Annotated in this window: 12 protein-coding genes; 6 read left to right on the plus strand and 6 right to left on the minus strand. The window is 55.7% G+C overall.

Annotated elements, in window-relative coordinates:
* Positions 1 to 31 precede the first annotated feature (31 nt).
* The 3 genes from ACO2Q8_RS04635 to ACO2Q8_RS04645 all read left to right on the plus strand — a co-directional run bounded on the left by ACO2Q8_RS04635 (position 32) and on the right by ACO2Q8_RS04645 (position 4,008).
* On the plus strand, positions 32 to 2,104 hold the full coding sequence (locus ACO2Q8_RS04635; protein WP_423343613.1) for a ComEA family DNA-binding protein: 2,073 nt from the start codon (positions 32 to 34) through the stop codon (positions 2,102 to 2,104).
* A 128-nt stretch (positions 2,105 to 2,232) separates the two neighbouring features.
* A complete protein-coding gene (locus ACO2Q8_RS04640) occupies positions 2,233 to 3,168 on the plus strand; it encodes a helix-turn-helix domain-containing protein (protein WP_423343614.1) in 936 nt (311 codons plus the stop codon).
* An 87-nt stretch (positions 3,169 to 3,255) separates the two neighbouring features.
* Positions 3,256 to 4,008 (plus strand): SDR family NAD(P)-dependent oxidoreductase, encoded by a 753-nt coding sequence (locus ACO2Q8_RS04645; RefSeq protein WP_423343615.1) that lies wholly within the window; start codon positions 3,256 to 3,258, stop codon positions 4,006 to 4,008.
* A 339-nt stretch (positions 4,009 to 4,347) separates the two neighbouring features.
* Here the strand turns inward: ACO2Q8_RS04645 and ACO2Q8_RS04650 are convergent, their stop codons facing one another.
* Complete coding sequence (locus ACO2Q8_RS04650; RefSeq protein WP_423343616.1) at positions 4,348 to 5,262, minus strand: DUF4249 domain-containing protein; 915 nt, start codon at positions 5,260 to 5,262, stop codon at positions 4,348 to 4,350.
* 98 nt (positions 5,263 to 5,360) lie between these two features.
* Entirely contained in the window at positions 5,361 to 7,817 is a 2,457-nt protein-coding gene (locus ACO2Q8_RS04655) for a TonB-dependent receptor (protein ID WP_423343617.1), read from the minus strand.
* A 316-nt stretch (positions 7,818 to 8,133) separates the two neighbouring features.
* Here ACO2Q8_RS04655 and ACO2Q8_RS04660 point away from each other — a divergent pair, with 316 nt between their 5' ends.
* From ACO2Q8_RS04660 to ACO2Q8_RS04670, 3 genes are all read left to right on the plus strand, one after another.
* Positions 8,134 to 9,597 (plus strand): S41 family peptidase, encoded by a 1,464-nt coding sequence (locus tag ACO2Q8_RS04660; protein WP_423343618.1) that lies wholly within the window; start codon positions 8,134 to 8,136, stop codon positions 9,595 to 9,597.
* 119 nt (positions 9,598 to 9,716) lie between these two features.
* Positions 9,717 to 10,829: a Gfo/Idh/MocA family protein gene (locus ACO2Q8_RS04665; protein WP_423343619.1), complete on the plus strand. Its 1,113-nt coding sequence runs from the start codon at positions 9,717 to 9,719 to the stop codon at positions 10,827 to 10,829.
* Between the two features lie 249 nt (positions 10,830 to 11,078).
* Positions 11,079 to 11,819 (plus strand): nuclear transport factor 2 family protein, encoded by a 741-nt coding sequence (locus tag ACO2Q8_RS04670; protein WP_423343620.1) that lies wholly within the window; start codon positions 11,079 to 11,081, stop codon positions 11,817 to 11,819.
* A 54-nt stretch (positions 11,820 to 11,873) separates the two neighbouring features.
* Here ACO2Q8_RS04670 and ACO2Q8_RS04675 read toward each other — a convergent pair whose 3' ends face one another.
* The 4 genes from ACO2Q8_RS04675 to ACO2Q8_RS04690 all read right to left on the minus strand — a co-directional run bounded on the left by ACO2Q8_RS04675 (position 11,874) and on the right by ACO2Q8_RS04690 (position 18,741).
* Positions 11,874 to 14,135: a heavy metal translocating P-type ATPase gene (locus ACO2Q8_RS04675; protein WP_423343621.1), complete on the minus strand. Its 2,262-nt coding sequence runs from the start codon at positions 14,133 to 14,135 to the stop codon at positions 11,874 to 11,876.
* Positions 14,132 to 14,335: a heavy-metal-associated domain-containing protein gene (locus ACO2Q8_RS04680; RefSeq protein ID WP_423343622.1), complete on the minus strand. Its 204-nt coding sequence runs from the start codon at positions 14,333 to 14,335 to the stop codon at positions 14,132 to 14,134. The genes ACO2Q8_RS04675 and ACO2Q8_RS04680 overlap by 4 nt, the downstream gene beginning before the upstream one ends.
* A gap of 98 nt (positions 14,336 to 14,433) precedes the next feature.
* Positions 14,434 to 15,534 (minus strand): efflux RND transporter periplasmic adaptor subunit, encoded by a 1,101-nt coding sequence (locus tag ACO2Q8_RS04685; protein ID WP_423343623.1) that lies wholly within the window; start codon positions 15,532 to 15,534, stop codon positions 14,434 to 14,436.
* 45 nt (positions 15,535 to 15,579) lie between these two features.
* Positions 15,580 to 18,741 (minus strand): efflux RND transporter permease subunit, encoded by a 3,162-nt coding sequence (locus tag ACO2Q8_RS04690; protein ID WP_423343624.1) that lies wholly within the window; start codon positions 18,739 to 18,741, stop codon positions 15,580 to 15,582.
* Positions 18,742 to 18,785 lie beyond the last annotated feature (44 nt).

An 18,785-nucleotide genomic window follows, 5' to 3' on the forward strand; every position in this document is an offset into this window, starting at 1 on the left:
GAGGTACGGTCCGCTCAGTTGCCACAAAACCGTGAAAGCCTGTTGTACCCGTTGGCTGATCGGCGGTTTACTGTTGCTCCCTTCGCTCGGATGGGCGCAGGAATACCGTCGGCGCGAAACCAACCTGAGCGCATTCATGCAGGAATTATTCCCGGTACAAACGGAAGGCATCGATTATGCTTCGGTTTACGAAAACCTGTACCAGTTATACGCCAACCCGCTCGACCTGAATACCGCCACCCACGACGAACTGGCGGCTACCCTGCTCCTGACCGAACGACAACTCAACAGTCTGTTCGACCACCGGAAAAACCTCGGTCCTTTTCTGTCGATCTATGAACTGCAAGCCGTGCCGGGGTTCGACCTGCCCACCATTCGCCGGTTGCTCCCGTTTGTCACCGTTGATAACCAAACCCGGCGGTTTTCGCTGCGCAACCCCACCGATCATTACCTAATCCTGCGCGTCGAACAGGTTCTCGAAAAGCAGGAAGGTTTTTCGCCCGCCGAACCAGACGCACGAGGGAACTTGCCCCGGCCTTATGCGGGTGGGCGGCAGCAGTGGTATGGGCGGTATCGTTATAGCCGCCCGCATGAATTCAGCTTCGGACTCACGCTGGAACAGGACCCCGGCGAACCCTTTCGCTGGAAACCGGGCGCGCATCAGTTTGGCATCGACTACCTTTCGTTTCACGCTCAATTGCAAAACCGGGGCCGCTGGCGGAATATCCTGCTGGGTGATTATCAACTGCAAGTCGGGCAGGGGTTGGTGCTGGCGTCAGGCTTCTCGCTGGGCAAAGGCTCCGAAACAGTCGCGGGTGTGCGTCGGCCGTCGCTGGGCAGCCGTCCCTACACATCGTTGAGCGAATACGGTTTTTTGCGGGGCGTAACGGCCACCTACACCCTGAGCCAGCAATGGGACGTAACGCTTCTGGCCGCCCGCAACCGTCGTGATGGCAACCTGGTTGTCGATACCGAAAGTCAGGAAGAAAAAATTAGTTCGCTCCAAACCAGCGGCTTACATCGCACACCCGCCGAACTGGCCGACCGCGCCAGCCTGCTCGAACAGAATCTGGGGACGCATGTGCTGTACCATCCAGGCCAGCGGCTGCAACTGGGCGCGACGGTGCTTCATACGGTTTTTGACAAAGCCCTGCAAAAGCGGGGTTTGCCGTACAACCGCTACGAATTTGTGGGCAAACGGAATACCGTTGTGGGGTTGCACGGCAGTTACCGCTGGCAGAACATCAGTTTTTTCGGCGAAGCGGCCCGCGCGTCCAGTGGCGGTATTGGGGCTGTCGGCGGAGCGGTCGCCAGCCTGACCAAACGCCTGGATGCGGCTTTGGTGGGTCGGTCGTATGCCCGAAACTTTCACAGCTTTTACGCCAATGCGTTCGGCGAAAACACGCGCAACAGCAACGAGCGGGGCCTCTACACGGGCCTGCGGTACGTCATCTACCGCAAACTGACGCTGAGCGGTTTTCTGGACTACTACCGGTTTCCGTGGTGGAAGTATTTGGTCGACAAGCCGTCGCGGGGCTTTGATTACCTGCTGCAAGCGACGTATACACCCACTAAAAAGCTGACGGTTTCGGGCCTTTACCACGAAGAGCACAAGGAAAAAAACCTCCCGACCCGGCTCAGCCAGATAAAGCAAACCGTCGAGACCATCCGGAAAAGTTACGTCCTGAACGCCGAATACGCGCCCTCGCGGGTGTGGTCGCTGCGGAGCAGGGTCCAATGGGGCGGTTTTCGCTACGTCGGTTTTCCGGCCTCAAAAGGGCTGGCGGTGGTGCAGGATGCTACGGTAGATTTCGGGCGGCTGGCCCTCAACGCCCGGCTGGCCTGGTTCAGCACCGACGATTACGACAGTCGGCAGTACGTCTACGAGCGGGATGTGCTGTCGGCCTTTTCGATCCCGGCCTACGCTGACCAGGGCTTCCGGAACTACCTACTGCTTCAATACACCCTCAACAAACACCTGGACCTCTGGCTGCGCTGGAGCCGCAGCGATTTCCGCGACCAGGAAACCGTCGGTTCCGACCTGGACGAAATTCCGAAACCGCACAAAAGCGAGATGAAGCTGCAGGTTAGATGGCGGTTTTGAGGAAGGGCAAAGGGCATGGGGGTTAGGGCAGAGGGTTGAGGATTAACACCTGATTTACATCATTTTCTAAAGTCTGACGGCCGTTCAAGACCAGCTTTTTAATTATCTTTGATTTTTACATAAAAATAATGAAAGAGACGTTCGAGGATTTAACTGAAACTCTTGCCAACGGCGACGCAGCCGCTTTAAATACATTACTGTCTGATGGGCTTCTACGGGAGCTGGGGCATTTCAATGTATTCAATCTCGAAAACATCGTTCCTACCAACCGTGAAAAGTCTGCCGTTTCCTGCGCATCGCGCGCATTTTATAAGATCAGTTTTCTTACTGGCCGCTCTCAGGCGGATTATCCGGACCAATCCATCGAAATCGTGCATCCGACATTGATATTTTCGACTCCGAAAAGTCCCTGCTACTGGTTGCCTATGGGCAGACAAACCGGCCGGTTTTGTGTCTTTACGGCTGATTTCCTCAATCCCATGATAAGCGGGGTGATCCTGGACGAGTTGCCAATCTTTAAATCTGCGCAGCATCCGGTCTTTATTTTATCGGATCTGGACATTGAGCGTACCCAACAGATTTTCGGGTTTATGGATTCGGAGATCGGTTCCGACTACGCCTACAAATATGATCTTCTGAGAGCTTACACGTTGGAGTTGATCCATTTGGGTCAGAAATTACAGTCATCCACGCTGCGCAGTCCCAATCATAGCGCGGCTGCGAGAATTACCTCTTTGTTTTTGGATTTGCTGGCCCGGCAATTCCCGCTTGAGAGCCCGCAGCAAACGATCATGTTGCGCACAGCCAACCAATTTGCTGATCAGCTTGGGCTTCATATCAACCACCTTAATAAAACGCTAAAAAGTACCACGGGTTTGACCACCACCGAGCTGATTGCGAGCAGGATAACCCAGGAGGCCAAGTCATTGCTTCGCCATACAGACTGGACAATTGCAGAGATCGCCGAAAGTCTCGGATTTTCCGACTTTGCCCATTTTGCTAAATTCTTTAAAGCTGAGACGCATGTTTCGCCCGGCTCCTTTCGAAAGGATGTGAAGGTTTGAATTATACATAAATCTGATTGTATCCGACAAACTTGGATCGCGCTATCCGGGGGAGATTTGCATTGTCTAAAACAATACAAATCTCCTATGACAACAAACAAAATTGCAATCGTAACCGGCGGCAGCCGGGGCATCGGAAAGGACATCGCTCTGAGTCTGGCCAAACAGGGTGTTAATGTTATCATTACTTATCTTAATGCTCAGAGCGAAGCGGAAAAAACAGTTAAAATGATTGAATCGTTGGGCAGTGCCGGGCTTGCACTTCGCCTTGACACAACTGTTACCTCTGACTTTGACGCTTTTTTCGAGCAGGTGTCCAGCTCATTGGAATCCCACTTCCAAAAAGCAAAATTTGATTTTCTGATCAACAATGCCGGTACGAGCATCTCTGCTTCTTTGGCAGAGACGACCGAATCGCAGTTTGACCAGATGATGAACATTCATTTGAAAGGTGTCTATTTCCTGACGCAAAAGGCACTGAATCTGCTCGCCGACGGCGGCCGGATCATCAACATTTCTTCCGCTGTTTCGCGCGTCAGTTTTCCGGGTGTGTCGGCTTATGCAATTATGAAGGGCGCTTTGGATGTGTATACCAGGTTTCTGGCGCTGGAACTGGGAAGCAGAGGTATTTCTGCCAATGTGGTTGCGCCGGGCGCGGTTTTTGGTGGTGGGGCCATGCGGGATACGCCTGAATTACGCGCTTTCGTGTCAAATGCTACCGCACTTGGACGTGTTGGCTCTCCGGAAGATATTGGCGGAGTAGTCGCTTTTCTTTGTAGTGATGAGGCCAGATGGGTAAACGGGCAGCGCATTGAACTTACCGGCGGCATGAATCTGTAAAGCGCAGGCCGCCTTGCCACTTTGGATCCGCTGTTTTACAGCGGATCCAGTTGTTTTAAAAGAAACCCTGAGTACGCCAATCCGCTCTGTCTCATCTATCGGTCTGAGCACTTCTGCCATTTCCGCTTGATTGTCATAATATTCTATGTTTTAATTCTTCTCTCTGTCTCTACACCGGGTTGAGGCTAATTGAACCCGCCGTTTAAACTTATCATCTGCATGAAGGTCTGTCTCTGAATTTTCGGATAGCGCTGCTCAAAACTGCTTGTCTGAGCCATTTTCAGCACGCCAGACTCCAATGTAGTCTAGACTTTTTTCACATTTTCTCCTTACCTATACTTACTCCTCCCGAATATTCGCGTCCTCCACTTTCGCGGTTCGGCTGCTCATCGCCGACACGCCGAAGAAACCGACGGCTTTCGGGCCGCTGGAATTGCGGTTCTGGATGTTGGTCGGCACGTTGGCGGGTGGGGAGGCAAACAAGCCGCCGTTGTTGATTTGCTCGCTCAGTTGCAGGAAGAAATAGAACGCATCCGGCGTAATCGACAACACCTCCACTTTGATCTGATCGTTCCGGTTGTACAGACTGTCGATGTTGATCGACTGGCGGATCGGCTGGATGAACAATAAGCCATCGGTATCGGCCGAGCCGTTGAACGAGCCGTTGTACGAAACGACTATGTTGCTGGTGGCATCGAGCCGCCTGTCATTCCGGTACGTCCGAATCCAGTAATAATCCGTTCCGCCCGGAATGTCCCTGGCGTAAAACTCGGCCTGAAACGCCGTGCGGCTTTCCAACGGATTCGGTTTTTCCTCCCGAAACACCAGTGAATCCACCGGCGGCACCCGGCGCATTTCCGAGATGGCGTAGTATTCCTGCCCTTCGTAGCGAATGCCCAGCAAATACCGCTTACCGATCTTGCCAAACTTCTCGCCGTTTTTGGGCGTCCAGACGTAATTGCCGTTGTTTTTCACGTCCACAAACTCGTGAATCACACTGTCTTCGTCGGCCACAATCACCGTAGCGCCAAGGGCCGCCGGGGGTTGCGCGGCATCGAAATAGCCGGTGGTTCGCGTCAGTTTGATGGTTTGCGGACCCGGTTCATCCGTCAACCAGCCGTCGACGGCCAGTTGCGAGGGACCGGTTTGCAGATTAATGTCGATGGGGTCTTCACAGGACGTCATGCCCAGCAGCAGCAGGCCGAGCAGGAGAATGTGAACAATCGAAAAACCGAAGATGTGTGTATTTTTCATGGCTTTCAAGTACCCCCGGACTTTAGTCCGGGTTTTTGAGTTAACCTCCTCTTTGGTTTATAAAACTCACCCGGACTAAAGTCCGGGGGTACGGTACGTTAGAATTTAAAGTTGTAGGTAGCCGAGGGAATAATGGTCGCGAATATCGAGTACCGAATCGCTTCGGCCACCGGAATCTGGGTCTGCTCGCCGTTCAGCGTGACGGTTCGTTTGTCTTCGGCCTGCCGGAAAAACACCGAGAACGGGTTCTTGCGGGCGTAAGCGTTGTAGACCGAGAACACCCAGTTGCTTTCCCATTTCTGCTCCGGCCTTTTCTTGCGGTTTTGCAGCGTGGCCGACAAATCCAGCCGGTGGTAGGGCGGAATCCGGTAGTTGTTGCGCGAGTTTTCCGCATTATGCGGCACCAGATACCCCTGGAAAAGATAGCCATTGGTCGGGAACGTGCCCGGTGTGCCGGTTGCGAATGCAAACGTGGCCGAGAAACTCCAGCGTTTGTTCAGGTCGTAGAGCGCCACCACATTGAGGGTGTGCCGCTTGTCGAAACGCGTCGGAAACCAGCGATTGTTGTTGATGCCGTCGACGAGCCGTTCGGTTTTGGCCAGCGTATAGCTTACCCAGCCGGTCAAATCGCCCCGGTTTTTCTTCAAATAAAACTCAGCCCCATAAGCCCGGCCTTTCCCGTTCATCAAATCGCCTTCGAGGTATTTGTTCAGCAGCAGATCGGCCCCGTCGATGTAGTCGATCTGGTTTTGCAGCCATTTGTAATAGACCTCTACCGACGCTTCAAACTCCCGGCCGCTGGGGCCGAAGTTCCGGAAGTAGCCCCCGGCAATCTGATCGGCGAGTTGCGGTTTGATGTTGTTGGTTGACGGCGTCCAGACATCCAGGGGCGTCGACGCCGTGGTGTTCGACACCAGGTGAATGTACTGCGCCAGCCGGTTGTAACTCAGTTTCAGCGAACTCAGGTCGTTCAACTCGTACTTGGCCGAAAATCGGGGTTCCCAGTTGCCGTACGTCTGGATGCTCTCGTTGCGGTCGTATTTCGTGGTGGAAACCGGAAACCGGCGCTGACCGGCGGGCACATCAGTTTCAAACTCATACGCTTCGCCGGGGCCGATGTAATTATAGAACGAATACCGCAGGCCATACTGCAACTGCACCCGCCGGGAAACCTGCTGTTCGTTGCCGATGTAGAGGGCAGTTTCAAGCGCATACTTGCTCTCCAACCCAAATGACCGAACCTCGCCCCCGCTGGCGGCATTCGCCAGCCCCGGCCGGAAGTCGTAAATGATGGCCTGGCCGCCAAACGTCAGCGTGTTGTTTTTCAGGAAAAGCGTAAAATCTGGTTTCAGACTATAATTAATAATGCTCGACTTCCAGTTGAAGTAGTCTTGCGGATTGGTTCGCTTCAGGTCACTGTCGAGCATGTAGTCGTAATTGCTGTAAAAAGCCGTCGTGTTCAGAAACAGTTTATCGCTGAAAACGTGGTTCCAGCGGAGGCTGGTGGTGGTGTTGCCCCAGTTGAAGCCAAAATCCGCTCCGAACACATCGCGGCCCAGATAACCCGACGCGTAGATGGTATTTTTGTCGTTGATCCGGTAATTGGCTTTGGCCGTCAGGTCGTAGAAGAAAAACCGGGAGCCTTTCAGGTCGCCGGTCAGAAACGGCTTGGCCAGAATATCGGCATAGGAGCGCCGGCCCGCGATGATGAACGAGCCCCGCGCCTGACCTTCCTTGTCTTTAAACAACGGCTGTTCCAACGTCAACCGACTGAAAATAAGGCCAATCCCGCCCGAAACCGTCGTCCGTTTCGAGTTCCCTTCTTTCATCCGAACGTCGAGGATCGACGAAATCCGCCCGCCGTACAGGGCCGGTATCCCGCCTTTGACCAGCTTCACATCCTTGACGGCATCCGGGTTGAACACCGAGAAGAACCCGAACAGGTGCGAGGAGTTGTAGACCGGCGCTTCGTCGAGCAGCACCAGGTTCTGATCGACGTTGCCGCCCCGCACATTGAAGCCCGTCGCACCCTCGCCGACTGTCGACACGCCCGGCAGCAGTTGAATGCTCCGGATCACATCGACCTCGCCCAGTAGGGCCGGAATCTTCTGGATGGTCTTCATCTCGACGGTGTTGACGCTCATCGCAATGTCTTTCACATTGTCGTCTTCGCGCCGGGTCGAAACCGTCACTTCCTGCAAATCCCGGCCTTCTTCTTTCAATTCAATATTTAGCCGGACGTTGTCGTTGGTCAAATCGACGGTACGGTATTCTTTGGCAAACCCTACATACGTGAAAATCAGGTTGTAGGTTCCGGCCGGGAGCGTCAGCGAATAAAAACCGTAGGAGTTGGTGGTGATGCCGGAGTTGGTTTCTTTGACAAAAACCGACACTCCGATCAGGCCCTCGCCGTTGGCTGCATCTTTGATGTAACCGCTCACGGTCACCTGTTCGTTTGTCCGCCGGACCACCGGGGCCGGGTTGGGGCTTTCCTGCGCCCAACTGGCGGCACTAATCAGGATTAGCAGCAGGCAAATTGGTACGAATTGTTTCATAGAGAATGGTTGTAGACTGCACGGCACATTGGGTGCCTTGTTTCCGAATGACAACAAAGGTCGGCTTTCCCCTCATGCGGCAGGACAAAAAAGTGATGAACCGCCAAAATCAGGGCGTGAAAGGAATGACGTATAGTACTAAACCAACCGGCTTACCGACACAAATTACAATTGGCGCAACCCTGTCAGCGGTCGAAGATCCTGACAGCGCTAAGGTAGGTCATCCCCAACTTATCCTGTCAGTGTCTTCGACTGCTGACAGGATTTCGAACAAGCTATCTTCTGTTTATTTTTAGCTCGTTTCCGCCATAACATTATGAGGTACATCCTGGTTTTCACTTTATTTTTTCGTTTTATTGCGGCTGCTCAAGCCCAAACCCTGCAACCCGCCCAGGCCCGCGCCGACGTACAGTACCTGACCCAAAAACTGGAACAACTGCATCCCGGCCTGGGTTACTATCTACCCAAACCCGCTTACGACCGGCTGGTCGACTCGGTGACCCACCGACTGGACCGACCGCTGGCTTATCAGGCGTTTTACCAAACCATCACGCCCCTGATTACCAGCCTGAAAGACGGCCATTCGGATTTGGGGCACCGAAAACAGGAGTTTGGCAAAAACCGCCGATTGATGCCGTTTTACATCCGGGAAGTAGGTGAGCGGTATTACCTCTCCCACGACCTGACGCCCGACTCGTCGCTGGTTCGGGGCAGCGAACTGCTCGCCATCGACCAGCAACCCATCGCGGACCTGCACCAGTTGCTCCAGGACACCGACCGCAGCGGGTCCGACGGCGACAACCGCACGGGCCGCCGGTTTCGGAGCCTGATTGGGTTTGCGAGTTATTACCGCAACTGGTTTGGCCCGGCCGATTCGGTGCAGATCACTTACCGACTGCCCGGCGATACGCTGGTTCGCGCCCGCTTTGTCCGCTGCGAGACCAGCAAGGTTCTGGATGCCAACCTAATGAAACGCTACCGGAAAGAACTGAATCTCAAGCCCAATCTGTCGGTGACGGTGATCGACAGCCTGAAAAACACCGCCGTGCTGCGCGTTTCGACGTTCAGCGGCAACTGGCTGGGCTTTCTGACGGGAAAATACAAGCGCCAGCTTCGGCGGGCTTTTCGCGAGATCGACCGGAAGCAAATCCGGAATCTGATAGTCGACGTGCGGAGCAACGGCGGAGGGGCTGTCGTCAACTCGGCCCGGCTTCTGCGCTACTGGCTCCCGGAGCCATTTCGCGTAATGGGTCGCGAAACCATGAAACCGGGCTACCGGCGCGTGGTGGCACCCTGGTACAATCCGGTGTCGTGGCTGCTTTTTCCGGTTTTCATCAAAAAAGATTCCGCTCATTATTACACCGAGCGGTTTTCAGGCCGACCCTACCAGCCGCAAAACCGGTATGCGTTTCGGGGAAACCTGTATTTTCTCATGAATGGCGCGTCGTATTCGGCCACAGCTTCGGTGCTGGCGCATTCGTTGAACCAGCGGGTCGGCACGTTCGTGGGCGAAGCCTGCGGGGGCGCGTATTGGGGCGATTTTGCCGGACAATTCAAAACCGTCACGCTGCCCCATTCCCGACTGCGCGTCCGGATTCCGCTGAAACGGATGCCCCACGCCGTCGACCTGCGGAATGCCAACGGATTTACGGTGGAACCGGATTTCCCGGTCGAACGCAGCTACGACGACATTCTGACCGGCCGGGATTTCAGTCTCGTCTACACCCTCAAACTCATTCAGGCGGGTCAGAAAGCCGATCGGCAGGCCGTTCAAGAATGAAAAACCGGTTGCGTCAACAGTTTACGGGATTTGTGGTTACTTAAACCGGGCGTGACCGGTTGCTGGTCATTCAGCAACCCATTCCCCCGACTTGCACACTTTACAACCTGATGACGCACATGAGTGAATTAAAAGAACTCGGCCTGGGCATTATCGGCTTCGGCGGTTTTGGCCTGTTTGCCGCCCAGCATTTTCTCCAGAGTCCGCACCTCAAACTCGTCGGCATTGCCGGTTCGCAGCGCGACGAAGCCACCCGGGCCGCCAACCGCTTCGGAGCCACACATTTCGACACCATCGACGAACTGCTGGCCCAGTCCGACCTCGACATCGTCTACATTGCCACCCCGCCGTTTCTGCACTACGAACAGTCGATGCAGGCGCTCCGGGCCGGGAAACACGTCATTTGCGAAAAACCGCTGGCGATGAACGCCGAGCAGGGCCGCGAGATGGTTGCCTTTGCCGAAAGCCGGGGGTTGCTGATGATCACGAACCTGATGCAACGCTACAATCCGATGTTCGAACGTATCAAAACCCTGATCGACAAGCAGATCCTGGGCGAGTTTCTGCACGGGTATTTTGAAAACTACGCGGGCGACGAAGGACTTGGGCCGCAACACTGGTTCTGGAACCGGGAGTTGAGTGGCGGTATCTTTATCGAACACGGCGTTCACTTTTTCGACCTGTTTGCGGGTTGGCTGGGTGAAGGAACAGTGGAAGCCGCGCAGGTCAGCAAACGCCCCGGCACGGACCTCGAAGATCAGGTCCAGGCCACGGTACGGTACGGCGATTCGCTGGTCAATTTCTACCACGGTTTTACGCAGGTGGGCCGGATGGACCGGCAGGAAATGCGGCTGTTGTTCGAGCGGGGCGATGTCACGCTGTTCGAGTGGGTGCCGACACGGGCCATAATCCGGGGACTGGTCGACGAAGCCGGAACCCGTGCCCTGATGGACCTGTTTCCGGGCGCGGTGCTGGACATCTCGGCCAACTACGGAGGCAAAGACCGCAGCGCGCGCGGGCGGCACAAGGCGTTTGAAGCCGCCCAGCAAGTCGAAATCCGGTATGGTTTTGACCACCAGAAAATGCACCTCTACGGCGAACTGCTCCGGCTCATGATCCGCGATCAGACCAGTTATCTTTTTTACCCCGAAACGCACCGGAAAATTACCGAACAAAACGGCCTGATTTCCCTTCAAACCGCCGAAGAAGCCGACCGGCGGGCGCATCGCTAAGGCAGCGGTCAAATTCCCAAACTGGCCCCATTTTCGGCCGGTTTGGGGCACTCCGGTTGCAATGAGTACCTTTAGCGTATATCTTTGCCAGCCTGAAGATCAGAATCCTCCCATACTACCCCTCAGCGCCGAAAACGTCCACCGCAAACCGGTAGGTAGATTTTTCGCGCTCTTCCCCGCACTCCGTACGAGGTTACCCAACGTCAAGCCTTTCAGGCTTCTCTTCCAACTATTTTATTGATAATCAATATGCAACAGATAGAATTAAACAAAGCGATTGTTCGCGATTTTTACCGGCGTGTGCTCGCCAACGGCGATTTGGCCTACGCCGAACAGATCACTGCCGACGACTACATCCAGCACAGCCCGACCGTAAAACCGGGTAAAGCCGGGCTGCTGGAAGCCCTCCGGTACATGAGCCAACTGCCAAAACCGGCTTCTCCGGCTAAACCCTTCCTGCGACTGATTGCGGAAGGCGAGTACGTGGTAACAAACCTAAGCTTTGTGCTGGGCGGCCAGCCGAAAGCCGTGGTCGATCTGTTCCGGCTCCGAAATGGGCAGATGGTCGAGCATTGGGACGCCATCGAAGACCAGCCCGAAACCAGCCCGAACGGCCACCCGATGCTGAACGGCGCGACCGAGATCGAGGACCATGCCATGACCGAACGGAACAAAGACATCGTCGGGCGGTTTTTCCAACCGGTTTTTATTGAGCACCGATTTGACTGGCTTGCCGATTTCGTCGCTCCTGAGCTGATGCAGCACCACCCCGAAATCGCTAACGGTTTGGATGGTTTACAAAAGTATCTGTCTGAAAAGAACGACCGGCTGACGGTTCAAACCGTGTTGCGCACCATCGCGGAGGGCAATTTTGTCGTCGTCCAGTCAGCAGGTCAATTTTTGCAAAAACCGGCTACGTTCTACGACATTTTTCGGTTGCTAAACGAGAAAATCGTGGAACAGTGGAGCGTAAAACAGGTGATGCCGTAAAAACAAAACCGCCCACGGCCTGAGCCGTGGGCGGGTAAACATTGATTCAGCAAGTTACAACCGGACCGCGCGCAGCCGCAGGCTGTTGCTGACCACCGACACCGAACTGAGCGCCATCGCGGCCCCGGCCAGCATCGGGTTCAGCAGAAAACCGTTGAACGGGTACAGAATCCCGGCGGCAATCGGAATCCCGATCAGGTTGTAAATGAACGCCCAGAACAGGTTCTGACGAATCACGCGGACCGTCCGGCGCGACAACTCCAGTGCCTTCGGAATCCGGCCCAGATCGGAGGTAATGAGCGTCATCCGGGCTACGTCCATCGCAATATCGGAGCCCTTGCCCATCGCGATGCTCACGTCGGCCTGGGCCAGCGCCTGGGAGTCGTTGATCCCGTCGCCCACCATCGCGACCACCTTGCCCTGCGTTTGCAGTTCCTGCACAAAAGCGGCTTTGTCGGATGGCATTACTTCGGCCCGAAAATCCGTTACTCCAACGGCTTTGGCCACGGCTTCAGCGGTTTGTGGATTGTCGCCCGTCAGCATGTACACCGCAATAGCCCGGTTTTTTAGGGTTTGAATGGCGGTTTTTGCGGTTTCCTTAATCGGATCGGCAATGGCGAGGATCGCCAGCACGTTTTGTTCGTCGGCAAAATAGACCACGGTTTTAGCCTCGGCCTGCAGTTGCCGGACGCGCTGTTCCACCTCCTGGCTGATCGCAACCCCGCGTTCGTGCAGCAACGGGCGGTTTCCCACCACGTAGCCAACGCCTTCGTACCGACCCGAAACGCCCCGGCCCGTCAGGCTTTCGAACGATTCGAGCGCCACGTTTTTGTCCGGCAACCCGCTCAAATGTTCGGCCACGGCTTCGGCCAGCGGGTGTTCGGACTGATTTTCCAGCGCAAACAAAACCGCTGCTTTTTCGGAAGCGTCGGGACGCTGCCACTCCAGGTTCGTTACCGCCGGTTTTCCCGCCGTGATCGTGCCGGTTTTGTCCAGCACCACGGCGTTTACCTTGTGCCCCAGTTCCAGGCTTTCGGCGTCTTTGATCAGAATCTGGTTGTCGGCTCCCTTGCCCACCCCGACCATGATGGCCGTAGGCGTCGCCAGTCCGAGCGCACAGGGGCAGGCAATCACCAACACCGTTACGGACGTGAGCAGCGCCTGCGCAAAGCCGTTTTCTCCGCCGAAGATGATCCAGACTACAAACGTCAGCACCGCAATCCCGATGACCACCGGCACGAAAATTCCGGCAATCCGGTCGACCAGCTTCTGCACCGGGGCCTTGCTGCCCTGGGCGTCCTGTACCGCGCGGATGATCTGCGCCAGAATGGTGTCGGCTCCCACTTTTTCGGCCCGAAACCGGAAGCTACCTTTCTGGTTGATCGTTCCGGCAAAGACTTTTTCATCCGGTTTTTTCCCGACCGGCACCGGCTCGCCCGAAATCATGCTTTCGTCGACGAACGATGTCCCCGAAACGACCATACCATCGACCGGAATTTTCTCGCCGGGCCGCACCACAATCTCCTGACCCACCCGCACGGCCGCCACTGCAATGTCCGATTCCTGGCCGTTTTCCACCACCCGGACGGTTTTCGGTTGCAGCCCCATCAGCTTCTTCAGCGCCGAGGAAGTGTTGGATTTGGCCCGTTCTTCGAGCAGTTTTCCCAGCAGAATAAAGGTGATGACCACAGCCGCCGATTCGAAGTAGACGTGCGGATGAATGCCGCGTCGGTGCCAGAATTCAGGAAAAACCGTGTTGAAGGTGCTAAACAGAAAGGCAATCCCGGTCGACAGAGCCACCAGCGTGTCCATGTTGGCTTTGCCGTGCCGGGCCTGTTTCCAGGCGTTGACGAAAAACGATCGACCCAGCCCGAACACGACCGGCGCAGCCAGCACCAGCATGATTTCGTTGGCGTACGGAATGTCCATGAAAAACATCCCGATCACCACCAGCGGCACCGACAGCCCAGCCGCCCAGAGGGTGCGGTTTTTCAGTGATTCGTACTGCCGTTGCTGCGCTTCGGCCTGTACTTCCTGCGGGTCTTCGGCGTCGACGACCAGGTCGTAGCCAATCGACCGGACCGCGTTCTGCAAATCCTGCTGCGTGACAGCTTTCGGGTCGTATTCGACCCAGGCCTGCTGGTTGGCGTAGTTGACACCCGCGTCGACAACGCCCGGCGTGTGTTTCAGCATCGACTCAACGCTGACGGCACAGGCTGCACAGGTCATTTCCAAAACCGGGTACGTCTTGCGCACCGGTTTGGCCGTGGCCCCGGACCGGGTGGTTCGTGCCACCGCCGGTGTCGGCGTACTCATAGCGGTTCGGCTTTGTACCCGGCTTCCTGAAGGGCTTCTTTCACCTGCTGGGCGGTGGCCCCTTCGACGGTCAGGAGTTTATTGGGATCCTGCGTATCGACCTGCCAGTTGTTTTCACCGGCGACTTTGTTGAGGTACGGCGTTACCGTAGCGACGCAGCCGCCACACTTGATATTGGTTTTAAACGTGAGCTTTTCCATGATCGTGTGATTGAAAAATTAGTACTGCAAAGATCAGGAATAGAACACGGTTCGGTGTTACAGAATTCCGGTTGGCTGGTATAGAATTGTGCGGCCGGTTAATTGATCACGGTTCCTTCTTCAATGTCTTCGCGGGCATTGACAATGATCTTGTCGTTGGCCCGGATACCGCCGAACACCTCGGTCAGGCCCTTTTCTTTGTGGCCTTGTTTTACTTCGATGTATTTCGCTTTGCCGTCGTCCAGCTTGATGATGTACTGCCGCTCAGTTGAGGTAATGACGGCCGACGAGGGCACCACCAGCGTTTCGGGCGCACCGTTGGACGACAGGATGATTTCGGCAAACATACCGGGTTTGAACTGGCGTCGCGGATTGGATACGTCAATCTCAACGGTTTCGGAGCGGAACTGCGGGTCCATGTTGCCCGACATCCGGCTGACTTTTCCCTGAAACTCTTTTCCGGGCAACGAATTGACGGTGAAAGCGATGCCACTCCCGCGATGCACCTGACTCCCGTACGTTTCCGGCACATCGACCAGCAAACGCAATCGGTCATGCTGTTGCAGGACCAGCATTGGCCGATCCAGTTTGGCCCCCGAACCCACCAACGCGCCGGGATGGACATTCCGCTCTGTAATCACGCCATCGAACGGAGCTTTCACTTCCAGGTACGAATAAAGCTTTTGTAAGGCCTGAAAGTTGGCATTTTCACCGACCAGGGCGACGCTGTCGGCCATCAGCCGCGATTTGGCGGTTTCCAGATCGAGCGCCGACACCGAGCCCGGCACCCGGTTTCCGATCAGCAGACGTTTGTAATGGTCCTGGCTGGCTGTCAACATCACTTTGGCTTTCAGGTACTTCGAGCGAGCCGCCACCAGTTGCTCCTCCAATTCGGGCGCTTCCAGCACCATCAGTGTCTGCCCTTTCCGGACTTCCGAACCCCGGTCAACCAGCACTTTTTCGACAAAACCGCTGGCTTTCGGGTACAGGTTTACCTCCTGAAACGCCCTGAATTCGCCCGGTAACTGGATGGTCGGGGCCAGCCGTTGCTCCAGCACTTCGCCAACCTGGTAGGTTTGCGGAACCGGTTTTTTGGTCCGTTTTTTTCGTTCACCGGTTTGCTCGTCCGAGTGGCAGCCCGTTAACAGTCCGCCCGAGACGACCGCCAGAAGACCGATATAAAGAAGGTTTGTTTTCATGGAAAACCGCTTCAGAATGTGATTTGAATGGATTAAAAGAATGCGTTAAACCGTTTCCGGCATCAGGGATGGGTCGTTGAAAGGCGTTTTTTTCTGCAACCAGGCATAGACCTGCGGCACGATGTACAGAGCCGCCACCGTGGAAGCAATCAGCCCACCAATCACGGCGCGGCCCAGCGGAGCCACCTGCTCGCCCGCTTCGCCGGTGCCGAGCGCCATCGGCACCATCCCGGCCACCATCGCAAAACTGGTCATCAGCACCGGCCGCAACCGGATTCCGGCGCTGTCGATGGCGGCCTGATGGGCATCGCGGTATTGCCAGCGCAACCGCTCGGCATTCGTCACGATCAGAATGGCGTTGGCCACCGAAATGCCCGTCGACATGATGATGCCCATGTACGATTGCAGGTTGAGCGTCGAACCCGTCAGCAACAGCATCGCCAGCGAACCGACAATCACGGCCGGAACCGTCGACAAAACCGCAAATGACAACTTGAACGACTGGTAATTGGCCGCCAGCAGCAGGAAAATCACCACGACGGCCACCGACAGGCCGAATTGCAAACTGCTCAGCGTCTCGGTCAGCAGCGACGACATGCCTTTGACCTGGGCCACCAGGCCCTTCGGCGGACTGCCCAGCGAGGCAACGGCTGCTTCCACGGCTTGCGTAGCGGTTCCCAGGTCTTTTTTGTACACGTTCGCGCTTACCGTCACAAACCGCCGGGGGCCACTGCGCGAATATTCGCCCGGCAGCGTATCGACAGAGAACGTCGCCACATCCGCCAAAACCGGCCGGGGCTGACCCGCTACCAGCGGAACTTCCTGCAACTGACTCAGGTTCTGCATGGCGTATTCAGGAATCTGAACCTGGACCTGATAGGTGTAGGCCGAGTTTTCGTCGAGCCACTGATTTTTCTCGGTATACCGGCTGGAGGAGGTCGATGCGGTGATGGATCGGGCGGTTTCCTGAAGATTCAGGCCCATCATGGCCAGCTTTTGCCGGTCGAGCTGAATGTTGATGACCGGAAATTTGAGCGGCTGCACAATCCGGACATCCCGCAAAAAAGGCTCTTCGTTCAATCGCTCCACGAGTTGGTTGGCATAGCCTTCAATCTGTTTCATGTCGCGCCCGGCCACCTGCACCTCGATGGGCGTGTTGGCCCCCTGGCTCATCAGTTTCTCGGTCAGGTCGGCGGGTTCGAACGAGAGCGTGACTTCGGGCATCTGCTCGGCGACGGCTTCCCGCAGGGTTTCCTTCATGTCGTCCATCCGGACGCGATACTCCTTGTTCAGCCCAACTTTAATAACGGCATCGTTCGAACCGGTCGTGCTGACGTACAAATTCGTGGTGGCGTAGTTGGTCGGCACAACGCCCACGTAGGCCGACGAAACCGCCAGGTTGCCGTCCGTCACCTCATCGATCAGAGTCAGCAAATCCTTGACACGCTTTTCGGTGCGCTCCAGCCGGGTGCCGTCGGGCATTTTCATCCGGATAACCATCTGCCCGGAATTGATCTGGGGCAATAAATCTTTCCCGATGATCGAAAAACCAAATCCGGCTAGAACCAGCACTCCGATGAAATACAGCCCGATCAGCAGCCGGTTGTAGCGCATCATGCCGCCGACCTGCCGCACAAAGCCATTCTTGAACCGGTCAAAGCGAGTGGTCGTTTGCTGTGTGGCATGCACCTCGGTGGCGTAAACTCCTTCGGTTGCGGGAGCGTGGTGCGGTTCGTCTTTCAGCATCCAGTTAGCCAACACCGGCACGAGACTTTGCGCCAGGAAATACGAAACCGTCATCGCAAAACCGATGGAAAGTGACAGCGGCAGAAACATCGCTTTCGGCACCCCCGACATGATAAACGAAGGAGCAAAAACCGCCAGAATACAGAGCAGAATCAGCAGCAGCGGCAGGGCAATTTCCTGACAGGCATCGTAAATGGCCTGTCGTTTGGGCTTGCCCATTTCCAAATGCTGATGAATGTTCTCGATGGTCACCGTGGCCTGATCGACCAACACCCCGATGGCCAACGCCAGCCCCGACAGCGTCATGATGTTGATGGTTTGCCCCGCCAGCGACAGGCACAAAACCGCCGTAATGACCGAGATGGGAATGGTCAGGATGACGATGATCGAACTCCGCAGATCGCCCAGAAACAAGAGCACCATAATACCCGTCAGCACGGCCCCGATACCACCTTCCAGCAGCAGGCTTTTGACGGAATTGATCACAAAAACCGATTGATCGAACTCGTACGACACGTCGATATCGTCGGGCAGCAGGCTTTTCATTTCCGGCAGTTTGGCTTTCAGCGCTGTCACGACCGACCAGGTGGAGGCATCGGCGGTTTTGACGACCGGAATGTACGACGAGCGTTTACCATTGACCAGCGCGTAGCCCACCGTCACGTCGGAAGCATCCTGCACCGTGGCCACATCCCGCAGAAAAACCATCTGTCGCCCGTTGCTCACCACCGGAATTTTGCTAAAATCCTCCACCTGTTTTTCCAGCGAGTTCAGTGTAGTGATGAACATGGTGTTTTTGATCCGGATGTTTCCGGAAGGCGTCATGGCGTTGTTTTTCGCCAGCGCTTCCACCACTTCGTCGGGCGAGATGTTGAAACCCCGGATTTTACCGGGATCGAGGTTGATGACCACCGTCCGGGAGTTGGTGCCGATCGGGGGCGGGGCCGACAAACCCGGCACTGTCGAGAACAGGGGCCGGATGCGGGTGACGGCCAGTTCGTGGATTTCTTTCAGCGAGCGCGTGGGGCTGCTGAAGACCAGATCGCCGATGGGCACCGACGAGGCATCGTAGCGGACCACCTGCGGGGGCAAGGCGCCGGGCGGAAAAAACTTCATGGCCCGGTTGACCTGAATCGCCACTTCGGCAGCCGCCTGGGCCATATCGGTGCCTTCGTAAAACGCCAGTTTAACCACCGTCAGCCCCTGCACGCTTTTGCTCTGAATTTCCTGAATGCCGGAAACGTACAAAAACTGGTCCTGCATCCGGGTGGCAAAAAAGCCCTCCATTTGCTTGGGTGACATCCCGCCATACGGTTCGATGACGTAAATCACCGGGGAATTCAGCCGGGGAAAAATATCAATCGGAATCCGCATAGCCGCCAGAATCGAGAACAACAATACCCCCGATACAAGCACCAGTACGGAAATTGGTTTCTTTAACGATGTTGCTAAAATAGACATAGTCAGCTAATCAATAACGCTTAAAACTTCCGGCCAAACCGGAT

Origin of the sequence: Larkinella sp. VNQ87 (assembly GCF_049445795.1) — a bacterium.
Classification (GTDB): Bacteria; Bacteroidota; Bacteroidia; order Cytophagales; family Spirosomataceae; genus Larkinella.

What these genes read in the sequence shown, in the direction of transcription:
- ACO2Q8_RS04640 (WP_423343614.1), top strand. Translation starts at nt 2,233, where the DNA reads ATGAAAGAGACGTTCGAGGATTTAACTGAAACTCTTGCCAACGGCGAC.
- ACO2Q8_RS04645 (WP_423343615.1), top strand. Translation starts at nt 3,256, where the DNA reads ATGACAACAAACAAAATTGCAATCGTAACCGGCGGCAGCCGGGGCATC.
- ACO2Q8_RS04650 (WP_423343616.1), bottom strand. Translation starts at nt 5,262, where the DNA reads ATGAAAAATACACACATCTTCGGTTTTTCGATTGTTCACATTCTCCTG.
- ACO2Q8_RS04655 (WP_423343617.1), bottom strand. Translation starts at nt 7,817, where the DNA reads ATGAAACAATTCGTACCAATTTGCCTGCTGCTAATCCTGATTAGTGCC.
- ACO2Q8_RS04660 (WP_423343618.1), top strand. Translation starts at nt 8,134, where the DNA reads ATGAGGTACATCCTGGTTTTCACTTTATTTTTTCGTTTTATTGCGGCT.
- ACO2Q8_RS04665 (WP_423343619.1), top strand. Translation starts at nt 9,717, where the DNA reads ATGAGTGAATTAAAAGAACTCGGCCTGGGCATTATCGGCTTCGGCGGT.
- ACO2Q8_RS04670 (WP_423343620.1), top strand. Translation starts at nt 11,079, where the DNA reads ATGCAACAGATAGAATTAAACAAAGCGATTGTTCGCGATTTTTACCGG.
- ACO2Q8_RS04675 (WP_423343621.1), bottom strand. Translation starts at nt 14,135, where the DNA reads ATGAGTACGCCGACACCGGCGGTGGCACGAACCACCCGGTCCGGGGCC.
- ACO2Q8_RS04680 (WP_423343622.1), bottom strand. Translation starts at nt 14,335, where the DNA reads ATGGAAAAGCTCACGTTTAAAACCAATATCAAGTGTGGCGGCTGCGTC.
- ACO2Q8_RS04685 (WP_423343623.1), bottom strand. Translation starts at nt 15,534, where the DNA reads ATGAAAACAAACCTTCTTTATATCGGTCTTCTGGCGGTCGTCTCGGGC.
- ACO2Q8_RS04690 (WP_423343624.1), bottom strand. Translation starts at nt 18,741, where the DNA reads ATGTCTATTTTAGCAACATCGTTAAAGAAACCAATTTCCGTACTGGTG.